11 protein-coding genes and 1 pseudogene are annotated in these 13,071 nt (G+C 63.4%); 4 read left to right on the plus strand and 8 right to left on the minus strand.

Annotated features, from left to right (window positions below; genetic code table 11):
• Positions 1-41: 41 nt before the first annotated feature.
• A complete protein-coding gene (locus tag NKJ18_RS18600; RefSeq protein WP_352759151.1) occupies positions 42-779 on the minus strand; it encodes an MOSC domain-containing protein in 738 nt (245 codons plus the stop codon).
• Positions 780-788: 9 nt separating this feature from the next.
• Positions 789-2,744 carry an acetate--CoA ligase gene (gene acs, locus NKJ18_RS18605; RefSeq protein ID WP_023745348.1) on the minus strand — a complete coding sequence of 652 codons (1,956 nt, stop codon included), beginning with the start codon at positions 2,742-2,744 and terminating at the stop codon, positions 789-791.
• Positions 2,745-3,049: 305 nt separating this feature from the next.
• Here acs and NKJ18_RS18610 point away from each other — a divergent pair, with 305 nt between their 5' ends.
• Positions 3,050-3,322 (plus strand): usg protein, encoded by a 273-nt coding sequence (locus NKJ18_RS18610; protein WP_352759154.1) that lies wholly within the window; start codon positions 3,050-3,052, stop codon positions 3,320-3,322.
• A 60-nt stretch (positions 3,323-3,382) separates the two neighbouring features.
• Here NKJ18_RS18610 and NKJ18_RS18615 read toward each other — a convergent pair whose 3' ends face one another.
• Both NKJ18_RS18615 and NKJ18_RS18620 read right to left on the minus strand, forming a co-directional pair.
• Complete coding sequence (locus NKJ18_RS18615) at positions 3,383-4,417, minus strand: aldo/keto reductase (protein ID WP_023745347.1); 1,035 nt, start codon at positions 4,415-4,417, stop codon at positions 3,383-3,385.
• A gap of 43 nt (positions 4,418-4,460) precedes the next feature.
• Positions 4,461-5,639, minus strand: a pseudogene (locus NKJ18_RS18620) (MFS transporter).
• 127 nt (positions 5,640-5,766) lie between these two features.
• Here NKJ18_RS18620 and NKJ18_RS18625 point away from each other — a divergent pair.
• A complete protein-coding gene (locus NKJ18_RS18625) occupies positions 5,767-6,675 on the plus strand; it encodes a LysR family transcriptional regulator (RefSeq protein WP_352759157.1) in 909 nt (302 codons plus the stop codon).
• Between the two features lie 51 nt (positions 6,676-6,726).
• On the opposite strand, the gene NKJ18_RS18630 is transcribed toward NKJ18_RS18625, so the two are convergent.
• The 3 genes from NKJ18_RS18630 to NKJ18_RS18640 form a co-directional block, all read right to left on the minus strand.
• A complete protein-coding gene (locus tag NKJ18_RS18630) occupies positions 6,727-7,776 on the minus strand; it encodes an aldo/keto reductase (RefSeq protein WP_352759159.1) in 1,050 nt (349 codons plus the stop codon).
• A 154-nt stretch (positions 7,777-7,930) separates the two neighbouring features.
• The gene (locus tag NKJ18_RS18635) at positions 7,931-8,185 is read right to left on the minus strand and encodes a type II toxin-antitoxin system Phd/YefM family antitoxin (RefSeq protein WP_023700209.1); all 255 of its coding nucleotides are present in this window, start codon (positions 8,183-8,185) and stop codon (positions 7,931-7,933) included.
• 89 nt (positions 8,186-8,274) lie between these two features.
• A complete protein-coding gene (locus tag NKJ18_RS18640) occupies positions 8,275-8,937 on the minus strand; it encodes a YggS family pyridoxal phosphate-dependent enzyme (protein WP_023700210.1) in 663 nt (220 codons plus the stop codon).
• Positions 8,938-9,084: 147 nt separating this feature from the next.
• Here NKJ18_RS18640 and leuS point away from each other — a divergent pair, with 147 nt between their 5' ends.
• On the plus strand, positions 9,085-11,712 hold the full coding sequence (leuS, locus tag NKJ18_RS18645; RefSeq protein ID WP_023700211.1) for a leucine--tRNA ligase: 2,628 nt from the start codon (positions 9,085-9,087) through the stop codon (positions 11,710-11,712).
• Positions 11,699-12,295 carry an LPS assembly lipoprotein LptE gene (locus NKJ18_RS18650; protein ID WP_023698237.1) on the plus strand — a complete coding sequence of 199 codons (597 nt, stop codon included), beginning with the start codon at positions 11,699-11,701 and terminating at the stop codon, positions 12,293-12,295. Before leuS ends, NKJ18_RS18650 begins: the two co-directional genes overlap by 14 nt.
• Before the next feature lie 89 nt (positions 12,296-12,384).
• Here NKJ18_RS18650 and fsa read toward each other — a convergent pair whose 3' ends face one another.
• Positions 12,385-13,041, minus strand: a complete 657-nt coding sequence (gene fsa / locus NKJ18_RS18655) for a fructose-6-phosphate aldolase (protein WP_023698236.1) — start codon at positions 13,039-13,041, stop codon at positions 12,385-12,387.
• Positions 13,042-13,071: the final 30 nt, after the last annotated feature.

Below are 13,071 nucleotides of genomic sequence, written 5' to 3' on the forward strand. Positions count from 1 at the left end.
CGCTTTCCAAGGTCTGCGATTCGCTGCCTCGCGGTAGAGGCCTACACGAACCGCATCGGCGCGCCGATCTCGACGCGGGCAGGCCTGTCCACAGTGCAATAGACGCCGAGATTATGGGCGTTGTGGCGGACCAGATTGCGCAGGATGCCGGGATCGTGGTCGAAGCCGTCCTGGCTGATGATGGTGAAGCCGCAGCGGCGGCACGGCTCCGAGACGGTCACCAGCAGGTCGCCGATGGCAAGCTTGCGGCCAATCCATTCGGTCTCGGGAAACGAGCTCTCGACCGCCGCCATGTCGACGACAATGTTGGGGCGGAAGCGGCGCGGATCGGGAATGCCTTCGGGGTGCAGCGCCTTGAGCCGGGCCAGCGATGCGGTGGTCAAGAGATGGATCGGCGCTTTGCGGTAGCGCGCCGCGGTCAGCGGGCCGGTGTAGCCGGGAGCGTTGTCCTGGCTGAACGGCCGGATCGAGGCGGCGAAGCCGAGATAGGCCGAGATGGCTTGGTCGCATTCCACACCCGGCACTGCCAGCCAGTCGCCGCCGGGAACGGCGATCTCCAGCTTGCGGTCCTTGCTCAGCCGGGTGCGGATGCGCGGCACCTTGTGCCACTTGGCGTCGCGGTCGGGCCGCGCGATCTCATTGTCCGAGACATCGACAAGGCCGAACAGCCGGTCGCCGTCGATGGTTTCAAGGCCGACCGAAATGGCGTCCTGGCGTTCGCCGGCAAGCGAACTTGCAGGGTAACGCCAGAGCTCCGTGACTGCGCCCAGTGCAGCCATCAAATCCCCTCAGCCCTTCTTGTTCTGGCGGTTGGCGATCAGATCATCGACCACGGCCGGATCGGCCAGTGTCGAGGTATCGCCGAGCGCGGAAAAATCGTCCTCTGCGATCTTGCGCAGGATACGGCGCATGATCTTGCCGGAGCGGGTTTTCGGCAGTCCGGGCGCGAACTGCAGCTTGTCGGGCGAGGCGATTGCGCCGATCTCCCTGCGGACATGGGCCACGAGCTCCTTGCGCAGTTCCTCGCTCGGCTCCACGCCTTTCATCAAGGTAACGTAGCTGTAGATGCCCTGGCCCTTGATGTCGTGGGGATAGCCGACGACAGCTGCTTCCGACACCTTCTCATGGCTGACGAGCGCCGATTCGACCTCGGCCGTTCCCATGCGGTGGCCGGAAACGTTGATGACGTCGTCAACGCGGCCGGTGATCCAGTAATAGCCATCGGCGTCGCGGCGACAGCCGTCTCCGGTGAAGTATTTGCCCTTGTAGGTGGAGAAATAGGTCTGCACGAAGCGGTCGTGATCGCCATAGACCGTGCGCATCTGGCCGGGCCAGGAATCGGCGATGCAGAGATTGCCGTCGGCCGCTCCTTCCAGCACCTTGCCTTCGCCGTTGACCAGCTGCGGCTTGATGCCGAAGAAGGGCCGCGTCGCCGAACCGGCCTTGAGGTCGGTGGCGCCGGGCAGCGGCGTGATCAGGATGCCGCCGGTCTCGGTCTGCCACCATGTGTCGACGATCGGCACCTTGCCGTTGCCGACGATGTTGAAATACCACTCCCAAGCTTCCGGATTGATCGGTTCGCCGACCGAGCCCAGCACGCGCAGCGACTTGCGCGAGGTCTTCTTCACCGGTTCGTCGCCGGCGCCCATCAGCGCGCGCAGTGCCGTCGGCGCGGTGTAGAAGATGTTGACCTTGTGCTTGTCGATGACTTCCCAGAAGCGCGACTGCGAGGGGTAGTTCGGCACGCCCTCGAACATCAGCGTGGTGGCGCCGTTGGCGAGCGGGCCATAGACGATGTAGCTGTGGCCGGTGACCCAACCGACATCGGCGGTGCACCAGTAGATATCGCCATCATGGTAGTCGAAGACATATTGGTGGGTCATCGAGACATAGACGAGATAGCCGGCGGTGGTGTGCAGCACGCCCTTCGGCTTGCCGGTCGAGCCTGAGGTATAGAGGATGAACAGCGGATCCTCGGCCTTCATCTTCTCCGGCTTGCAGTCGCCTTTCACCGTGGCGATCTCGTCATGGTACCAGATGTCGCGTCCCTGGACCCAGCCGGTCTTGCCGCCGGTGCGACGAACGACGACCACCTTATCGACCTTGGTGCCGGCCTTGGCGGCGATTTCGATCGCTCTGTCGGTGTTTTCCTTCAGCGGGATCGGCTTGCCGCCGCGCAGGCCTTCGTCGGCGGTGATGACGAAGGTCGACTTGCAGTCATCGATGCGGCCGGCCAGCGCGTCCGGTGAAAAGCCGCCGAAGACGATCGAGTGGATGGCGCCGATGCGGGTGCAAGCCAGCATCGCGTAGGCCGCTTCCGGGATCATCGGCATGTAGATGGTGACGCGGTCGCCCTTCCTGACGCCGTGCTTCTTCATCACATTGGCGAGCCGGCAGACATGCTCGTAGAGCTCGTTATAGGTGATCTTCTTGTCGTCGTAGGGATTGTCGCCTTCCCAGATGATGGCTGTCTGGTTGCCGCGCTTCTTCAAATGGCGGTCGATGCAGTTGTAGGAGACGTTGGTTTCGCCGTCCTCGAACCATTTGATCGAGACCTTGCCCTCGAAGGAGGTGTTCTTGACCTTGCTGAACGGCTTGAACCAGTCGATGCGCTTGCCGTGCTTGCCCCAGAACTTGTCCGGATTCTTCACGCTGTCAGCATACCATTTGAGGTAGGTGTCATTGTCGATCAGCGCATTCTTCTTCCACGCCGGCTGGACGCGGTGGATCTTCACCTCGGACATGTCTTCACTTTCCTCCCAAACCACCCCGCCGGCTTGACCACAGCCAGGATCACGGCGACGCAGCCGCGAATTCGGCGGCATTATTAACAGTTCCGCGCTGACGGCAACATTAGACGTTGGATTCGCGTGGCGCGATGCCGCAGCTCCCGTTTCGGTTGTATCAGCACTCGGCAGCGGTCGCTGCTAACTGCATGTTTTCGTGCATAAAACCCGACTGGGATCAGGAAAATCATAGACAGTTAAGGAACGGCGCGCACAATTCGGTGTTGGGAGGAATGGAGAATCAACTAGGCCAAGGGGCTGTCATGCGCGATCATTCCGAAATGGACCTGATGCTCAAGGGGTATGGCCTGACCACGGCCAAGATTCTGTACCATTTTCCCGAGCACCCGCATCTGCTGCAGAGCTTCATCTGGCAGGATTACGATCTGGCGCCGAAGTTTCCGGTGCTGATCAAGTTCATCGAGTTCTGGAAGGCCAGGCTCGACGGGCCGCTGCATTCGATCAGCTACACGCACCAGAAGCTGATCGCGCCGAACGAATGGCGGAAGGTGGATGGGGAGTTCGTGCTGCACTGAGCGGCAGTATAGCTGATCTCCCCCGCAAGGGGGGAGATTGGCAGCTTCAACGTCGTGCGATCACACCGCAGGCGGGTTCAGTCGGGCGAAACCTTCCTGGCGGTGATAGGGGAAGTACGGGTAGGGCGCGGTCACTTCGCTTGCGGCGTCGAGCTTTTTGACCTGCTCCGGCGTCAATGCCCAGCCGACGGCGCCGAGGTTCTGGCGCAGCTGTTCCTCGTTGCGGGCGCCGATGATGACCGAGGACACGGTCGGGCGCCGCAACAGCCAGTTGATGGCGATCTGCGGCACGGTCTTGCCGGTCTCTTCAGCCATCGCATCAAGCGCATCCATGACCCGGTAGAGATGTTGGTCCGCGACCGGCGGGCCGAAATCGGCGGTGTCGTGCAGCCGGCTCTTTTCCGGCAGGGGCTGGCCGCGGCGGATCTTGCCGGTCAGGCGGCCCCAGCCGAGCGGGCTCCACACCAGCGCGCCGATGCCCTGGTCGATACCGAGCGGCATCAGCTCCCATTCATAGTCGCGACCGACCAGCGAGTAGTAGACCTGATGCGCGGCGTAGCGCGGATAAGCATGCTTGTCAGCTTCCGCCAGCGATTTCATCACCTGCCAGCCGGAGAAGTTGGAGACGCCGACATAGCGCAGCTTGCCGGCGCGCACGAGGTCGTCCAGCGTCGACAACACCTCCTCGATCGGCGTGCCGGCATCGAAGGCGTGCAGCTGCAACAGGTCGATGTAATCGGTGCCCATGCGCTTCAGGGCGGCGTCGACGGCTTTGATCAGCCGCGAGCGCGACGAGCCGTAGTCGGCCGGTCTGTCGCCCATCGGCAGCGAAGTCTTGGTCGAGATCAGCACCGCGTCGCGGCGGCCTTTGATGGCTTCGCCAAGCACTTCCTCGGAGGCGCCGTTCGAATAGACATCGGCGGTGTCGAACAGATTGACGCCGGCCTCGAGGCAGATGTCGATCAGCCGCCGCGCTTCCTTGGCATCGCTGTTGCCCCAGGCCCCGAACAGCGGCCCGGAGCCGCCGAAAGTGCCGGCGCCGAAAGAGAGTGCGGGCACTTTCAGGCCCGATGCGCCGAGACGTCGATAATCCATTTTATGCTCCTTGATGATGTCGAAGAAGGATTGCGCGTGATGCTCATGACTGGGCGCAGACCGGCACCCCGATTGTGGGGGCGCGATCGAGGCGCAGCGCCAGGGCAGCGACGCCAAGAGCCGCGACCGGCAGCAAAGCGGCGATCCAGGTTAGTGAGCCGAGGCCGAGGTCATGGGCAATCACCGCGCCGCCAAGCCAAGCGCCGGCGGCATTGCCGAGGTTGAAGGCGGCGATGTTGAAGGAGGAGGCGAGGCTCTGGCCCGCGCCTTGCGCCTTTTCCAGCACCCACATCTGCAGCGGCGCCACGGTGGCGAAGGCGGCGGCACCAAGCAGGCCGACATAGATGACGGCAGGATTTGGCTGTGGACGGCGAAGGTCATGGTGGCCAGCACCAACGCCAGCACCACGAGGCTGCCGAGCACAGTCGGCACCAACCAGCGGTCGGCGACCTTGCCGCCAAGCAGATTGCCGGCGATAAGACCGCCGCCGAAGACGAGCAGGATCGGCGACACGGCGGCTTCCCCAAAACCGGTGATCTCGGTGAGCAGCGGGGCGATGTAGGTGAAGACGGCGAAGACGCCGGCGTAGCCGAGCACGGTGGTGGCGAGGCCGAGCAGCACCGGCGTGCGGCGCAGCACGGCGAGGTCGGCGCGCAGATTGGTCTTCTCGGGCGCTTCCTTGCTGCGCGGCACCAGAAGCAGGATGACGGCAAAGGCTGCCAAGCCGACCACGGTTACGGCCCAGAAGGTGGTGCGCCAGCCGAAGGTCTGGCCGAGCCAGGTGCCGAAGGGCACGCCGAGGATGTTGGCGATAGTCAGGCCGGTGAACATCAGCGCGATCGCCGAGGCTTTCTTGTTGGGCGCGACCAGGCCGGTGGCGACCACCGAGCCGACGCCAAAGAAAGTGCCATGGGCAAAGGCGGTGATGATGCGGGCGCCCATCAGCGTCCAGTAGTCGGGGGCGATCGCACAGGCGAGGTTGCCGAGCGTGAAGATCGCCATAAGGGCCAGAAGGACGGTCTTGCGGGGCCAGTTGCCGGTGGCGATGGTCAAAAGCGGCGCGCCGATGACGACGCCCAACGCGTAGCCCGAAATCAACTGGCCGGCGGCCGAGATCGAGACCGAGATCTTTGCTGACATCGATCAGCAGCCCCATGATGACGAATTCGGTGACACCGATGCCGAAGGCGCCGGCAGCGAGGGCGTAGAGGGCAAGAGGCATGGCGGTTTCCAGTTCGAACTCGAACGAGCGCGCTGTCCAGACCCGCGCCCCGACCGCAGAGATCGTGTTGCCATGTCTTGTGAACCAGACTTGCCTTGGGCATATTTCCTGTGAAATAGATTCACAGATGGCCAGACCCGATATCAACCGTTCCGGCGAGATCGAAGTGTTCGTCCGCGTCGTCGAGGCGGGCAGCTTCTCGGCTGCGGCTCGTTCGCTGCGTATGACACCGTCGGCGGTGAGCAAGCTGATCGCGCGACTGGAGGCAAGGCTCGGCGCGCGGCTGGTCACCCGCACCACGCGCAAGCTGCAGCTGACGCCGGAAGGGACGGCGTTCTATGACAGCGGGGTGCGCATCCTGGCCGATATGGCGGCGGCCGAGCGCGAGGCCGCCGTGGGTGCCGCGCCGCGCGGACGGCTGCGCGTCAACTCCTATGTGCCCTTCGGGGTGCATCGGCTGATCCCGCTGCTGCCTGATTTCCTCGAACGCTACCCCGGGATTTCGATCGATCTGGTGCTGACCGACAGCGTCATCGATCTGATGGCTGAACGTGCCGACGTCGCCATCCGTGCCGGGCCGCTCGGCGAGTCGCGGCTGGTGGCGCGCAAGCTCGGGCAAAGCCGGATGACAGTCGTTGCCGCACCGTCCTATCTCAAGGCACATGGCACGCCGCTGGTTCCAGCAGATCTCGACCGGCACAATCGCATGGCTTTCGGCTTTGTCCGGCATGTCGATGGCTGGTCGTTTGTCGATGCAACCGGGAACGCCGTCATGGTGCCGATCACCGGAAACACGCTGGTCGGCGATGGCGAGTCGATGCGGTTGATGGCGGTCGGCGGCGCCGGCATCGCCCGGCTGGCACACTGGCATGTGGCCGATGACATCGCGGCGGGGCGGCTGACGGCGCTGCTGGAGGATTTCAATCCGGGCGACGGGGAGCCTACCCACGCCGTCTATGTCGGCCAGGGCCGGCATTTGCCCGCACGGGTGCGGGCGTTTCTCGACTTTCTGGTCGAGAGCGTGCGGATGAGCTGAAAAGACGTTGGGGAGCCAGATGACCCCCCAAGCATCAGGCGACAGCGGCGACTACTTCTTCGGCGTGAACGGCGCCGGGCGGCGACCGGCGGCCTGGCGCTCCAGCATCCAGCCGGGATATTCGGCCGGCAGCGCGCTGACCTCATCAAGTTTGGCGAGATCGTCGGCGTCGAGCTTCACCTCGGCCGCGGCTAGGTTCTGCTCGAGCTGCTCCATGCGGCTGGCGCCGATGATGACGCTCATGACGAAAGGTTTGGCCAGGACATAGCCGAGCGCCACCGTGGCGACGCTGACGCCGTGCTTCTGGGCGATCTCGCGCATCACGGCGACAGCCGCCCAGGCGCGGTCCTCATCGACCGGCGGGAAGTTGAAGGCGGCGCGGCGGCCTTCGCCATTGCCGGGCGCGCCGGGGCCGTATTTGCCCGACAGCAGGCCGCCGGCCATTGGCGACCAGACCATCAGGCCGAGCTTTTCCTCGTTGATGAGCGGCACGATCTCGCGCTCGAGGTCGCGGCCGGCGATCGAGTAATAGGACTGGATGGTCTCGAAGCGGGAAAATCCCTTGCGCTCGGCAACGCCCAGCGCCTTGGCGATGCGCCAGGCCGCCCAGTTGGAGACGCCGACATAGCGGACCTTACCGCTGGCAACGAGATCGTCGAGCGCCCGCAGCGTCTCGTCGACTGGCGTCACGGTGTCGGTGCCGTGCAGCTGGTAGAGATCGATATGGTCTAGCTGCAGCCGCTCCAGGCTGCCCTCGACCGAATCCATGATGTGGCCGCGCGAAGAGCCGCGCTCGTTCGGGCCCTGGCCCATGGCGCCATGCACCTTGGTGGCAATGACGACGTCCGAGCGCTTGACGCCAAGATCCTTGAGCGACTGGCCAAGCAGGCGTTCGGACTGGCCGAATGAATAGACGTCGGCCGTGTCGAAGAAATTGACGCCGGCGGCGATGGAACGGGCAACGATGTCGTTGACGCCCTTCTGGTCGAGGCTGGCGATCAGGCCCCATTGGGCATTCTCGCCGGCGGCGCCGAAGGTCATTGTGCCGAGGCAGAGTTCGGAGACGAACATCCCCGTATTTCCGAGTTGATTGTAGCGCATGGTGGCAGCTCCAGAAGATTTGGTGATTACGCAAAGCAAATAGGAACGGTACGTTTCGTTTCCAGTGGTGGCGTAATCGACCGGATGCATCTGGCCCCATAGAACTCGTCAACCGTGGCGAGATGCGCGAGGCGATGTTTGTGTCGAAAATCTATCAGAATTCCACGGGTCGGATCATCGTCTCTGAGCGGCGGTTGACCTCCTCGACGAAATCGTCGTCCCATGCGGGACCGGAGAGGAGATATTCCGCAAGCGAAGGCTTTGCGCCGATCAGTTGGTCATAGTCATCAGGAGACAACACGACGGCAGCTGGCTTTCCGCGCAAGGTGATGGTTTGCGGCCCTTCTTCGCGCGCCTGTCGCACAAGCTTCGAAAGATTGTTTCGTGCGTCCCTGAGGTGCCAGTCCAAGAAGAATAGTCCTCGCTAACTCGGCCGGATGTGCTCGATACATTAGCTCGAAAAATCGGGGATCGACAGGTGTCTCGCGAAGCCGACGACTACCGGCTCCCAAAAATCGCCGAGCCGACCCGGACGCTGGTGGCGCCGAAGGCGATCGCGGTCTCGTAGTCGCCGGACATGCCCATCGACAGTTTGGCGACGCCGGCCTCCTTGCCGAGCTTTTCCAGCAGGGCGAAATGCGGGCCGGGATTCTCGTCCGCCGGCGGGATGCACATCAGGCCTTCGATGGCGAGGCCGTGGACATCGCGGCAGCGGGCAACGAAGGCAACGGCGTCGCGCGGCTCGATGCCGGCCTTTTGCGGCTCCGAGCCGGTATTGACCTGGACATAGAGTTTTGGTGCACGGCCTTGCCTAGCGATCTCCTTGGCGAGTTCGGCGGCGATCTTCTCGCGGTCGACGGTCTCGATGACGTCGGCGAGCGCGACGGCTTCCTTCGCCTTGTTCGACTGCAGCGGGCCGATCAGATGCAGCTCGATGTCAGGGAATTCAGTTTTCAGCGCCGGCCATTTGCCTTGCGCCTCCTGCACCCGGTTTTCGCCAAAGACGCGCTGGCCGGCCTCGATGACCGGGCGGATGGCGTCGGCCTCAAAAGTCTTCGACACAGCAACCAGCGTCACGGAGCCGGCGTCGCGGCCGGCCTCGCGCTCGGCGGCAGCGATCCTCGTCCTGACGGCGAAAAACTGTTCGACGGCGCTCGCCATGCCTATATCCTGCCTGTCTTTCTAGCCCTCGCCGGCTCACCGCAGTTGACGGGTCCGGCAATCCATGGTGAACACCGCCACGACATTTACCTTGGCCACCGGGCCTTGTCCGGCGGTCTGCGCCTGCTTTTAAGTGAAAATCATCCGATGGCAACCGAACGATACAATCCGCGCGCGTCAGAGCCCAAATGGCAGAAGGCCTGGGCCGAAAAGAAGCTGTTCGAAGCGCAGAACGACGACCCGAAGCCGAAATACTACGTGCTGGAGATGTTCCCCTATCCCTCGGGGAAGATCCATATCGGCCACACCCGCAACTACACGATGGGCGACGTGGTGGCGCGCTACAAGCGGGCCAAGGGTTTCAACGTGCTGCACCCTATGGGCTGGGACGCTTTCGGCATGCCGGCCGAAAATGCGGCGATGCAGAACAAGGTCCATCCCAAGGAATGGACCTACGCCAACATCGCCGCCATGCGCGAACAGCTCAAGATGATGGGCCTGTCGCTGGACTGGACGCGTGAGTTCGCCACCTGCGACGTCGACTATTACCACCGCCAGCAGATGCTGTTTCTCGATTTCGTCGAGAAAGGGCTGGTGACGCGCAAATCCTCCAAGGTCAATTGGGACCCGGAGGACATGACGGTGCTCGCCAACGAGCAGGTCATCGACGGGCGCGGCTGGCGCTCGGGCGCGCTGGTCGAACAGCGTGAGCTGACGCAGTGGTTCTTCAAGATCACCGATTTTGCGCAGGACCTGCTGGACTCGCTGGACGGCCTCGGCGAATGGCCGGAAAAGGTCAAGCTGATGCAGCAGAACTGGATCGGCCGCTCGGAAGGGCTGCTGGTCCGCTGGCCGCTGGCTGCTCCGGTTGGGGACACGCACGAGCTGGAAGTCTACACGACCAGGCCCGACACCATTTTCGGCGCCTCCTTCATGGCTGTCGCCGCCGACCATCCGCTGGCCAGGAAGGCCGCCGAGACCAATGTCGAACTGGCCAAGTTCATTGACGAAATCAGACATATGGGCACCTCGGTGGCCGCGCTTGAGACGGCGGAGAAAAAGGGCTTCGACACCGGCATCCGCGTCGTTCATCCGTTCGACGACTCGTGGACGCTGCCGGTCTATGTCGCCAATTTCGTGCTGATGGAATACGGCACCGGCGCCATATTCGGCTGCCCGTCGGGCGACCAGCGCGACCTCGATTTCGCCAACAGATACGGCCTGCCGGTGATCCCGGTGGTGATGCCGGAAGATGCCGACGCCAAGACCTTCCAGGTCACGGAAGAGGCCTATGTCGATGACGGCGTGATGATCAATTCGCGTTTCCTCGACGGCCTGAAGCCGGAGCAGGCGTTCGACGAGGTGGCAAAGCTCCTGGAGCAGAAGACCATCGGCGGCCGGCCAATGGCGGAGCGCAAGGTGAACTTCCGCTTGCGCGACTGGGGCATTTCGCGTCAGCGCTACTGGGGCTGCCCGATCCCGATGATCCATTGCGAGGATTGCGGCGTCGTGCCGGTGCCGAAGGCCGACCTGCCCGTCAAGCTGCCCGACGACATCGAGTTCGACCGTCCCGGCAATCCGCTCGACCGCCACCCGACCTGGCGGCATGTGAAGTGCCCGCAATGCGGCAAGGATGCGCGCCGCGAGACCGACACGATGGACACGTTCGTCGATTCGTCCTGGTATTTCGCGCGCTTCACCGCGCCCTGGGCCAATGAGCCGACGGAGCCCAAGGCTGCCGATGACTGGCTGGCCGTCGACCAGTATATTGGCGGCATCGAGCACGCGATCCTCCATCTGCTCTATTCGCGCTTCTTCACCCGCGCCATGCGCGCGACCGGGCATCTCGACCTGGCCGAGCCATTCAAGGGCCTGTTCACGCAAGGCATGGTGGTGCATGAGACCTACCGCGTCGGCGGTGCGTCGAACAATGGCCGCTGGCTGTCACCGGCTGAGGTCAAGATCGAGGATGTCGGCGGCAAGCGCCGCGCCATCGAGATCGCCACCGGCGAAGAGGCGGCGATCGGCTCGCTCGAAAAGATGTCGAAGTCGAAGAAGAACACGGTGAGCCCGGAAGACATCACCGACGGCTACGGCGCCGACACCGCGCGCTGGTTCATGCTGTCGGATTCGCCGCCCGAACGCGACGTGGAATGGACCGACGATGGCGCCGCCGGCGCGCACCGTTTCATCCAGCGTGTCTGGCGCCTGGTGTCGATCGCCGCCGAGACGCTCGATGGCGTCAAGCCACAGGCGGCGCAGGATGGCGAGGCCGGTGCCGTTTCCAAGGCCGCGCACAAGATCCTGAAAGCGATCGGCGAGGATATCGAGAAGCTCGGCTTCAACCGGGCCATCGCCCGCATCTACGAACTTGCCAATGCCTTGAACACGCCGCTCAACGACGTTGCCGAGGGCAAGGCCGATGCGGCGCTGAAAGGCGCCTGCCGCGAGGCGGTGGAGATCCTTGTGCATGTGGTCGCGCCGGTCATGCCGCATCTGGCCGAAGAGTGCTGGCACACGCTCGGCGGCACCGATCTGGTCGCCGAACGGCCATGGCCGGTCTACGACCCGGCGCTGGTGGTCGACAACGAGATCGTGCTGCCGGTTCAGGTCAACGGCAAGAAGCGCGGCGATTTGACAATTGCCCGCGACGCGGACCAAGGTGCGGTCGAAAAAGCGGTTCTGGCTCTCGACTTCGTGCAGAAAGCGCTGGAAGGTAAGGCGCCCCGCAAGGTGATCATCGTGCCGCAGAGGATCGTCAATGTCGTTGCCTGATTTCAAAAAGACGGGGCTTGACTTCGGAAAGACGACGCATGTGCTGCGCCGCACCGCGCTCTGCGGGCTGGTGGCCTCGATGACGCTGGTTTCGGCCTGCACGGTCAGGCCGCTCTATTCGAGCGCGCCGCTGACGGCAGGCTCGACTGTCAGCGCGTCGGCGGAGCTTGCCTCGATCGCGGTCAAGCCGGTCAAGACCCGCTATGCCCAGCAGGTCCGCAACAATCTGATCTTCGCCTTCGGCCAGGGTGCCGGCGAAACGACGGCACCGGTCTACATGCTCGATCTCGGCGTCACCGAACTGGTCGAATCGGCCGCGGTGGTGCAGATCCAGACCGACGAAGACGAGCCGACGGCAGGCACGGTGACGCTGACCGCAAACTATGTGCTGACCGATGCCAGGACCGGCGTGGTGATCGCAACCGGCAAACGGTCGATCCCATCATCCTTCGACAAGCCGACGCAGGAGTTCGCCTCCTACCGGGCACAGCTCGACGCCGAGAACCGCGCCGCGCGTGAACTGGCTGAAATGGTGAGCCTGTCGGTCGCCCAGGACTTGGTCAGGCACGGCAAGAAGGCCTGAGCATTCCCTGGCCTTGCCAACTCGACTTTAGCAGTCCGCAATAAAAAGGCCGGTTTCCCGGCCTTTTTTCGTTTGTATCGAACCCGATCTCAGCCGATCTTCTGGCCGGTCTTGGCCCAGTCGGCTGCGAACTGATCCAGACCCTTGTCGGTCAACGGATGCTTGACCAGCGCCTTCAGCGTCGCCGCCGGTGCGGTAACGACATCGGCGCCGATCAGGGCTGCCTGCTTGACGTGGTTCACGGTGCGAACCGAAGCGACGAGGATCTCGGTGTCGAAATCGTAATTGTCGTAGATCTGCCGGATCTCCTGGATCAGTTCCATGCCGTCCGCGCCGGTATCGTCGACGCGGCCGACGAAGGGCGAGATGAACGAGGCGCCGGCCTTGGCCGCCAGCAGCGCCTGGTTGGCCGAGAAGCACAGCGTTACATTGACCATGCGGTTCATCTCGGTGCGGATCGTCTTGCAGGCGCGCAGGCCGTCGAGCGTCAGCGGCACCTTGATGCAGACATTGTCGGCGATCTTGGCCAGGATGTTGGCCTCGGCCATCATGTCCTTGTATTCGACCGCAACAACCTCGGCCGAAACCGGGCCCCTGACGATGTCGCAGATCTGCTTGGTGACCTCGGCGATCTTGCCGCCGGATTTCAGGATCAGCGAGGGATTGGTGGTCACGCCGTCGAGCAGCCCCAGGTCGTTCAGTTCCTTGATGTCCTTGATGTCAGCGGTGTCGACAAAAAATTTCATGGGGGTCTCCTGAAAGATTTCCATGTGCAT

It is taken from the genome of Mesorhizobium sp. M0217 (assembly GCF_040321955.1).
Classification (GTDB): Bacteria; Pseudomonadota; Alphaproteobacteria; order Rhizobiales; family Rhizobiaceae; genus Mesorhizobium.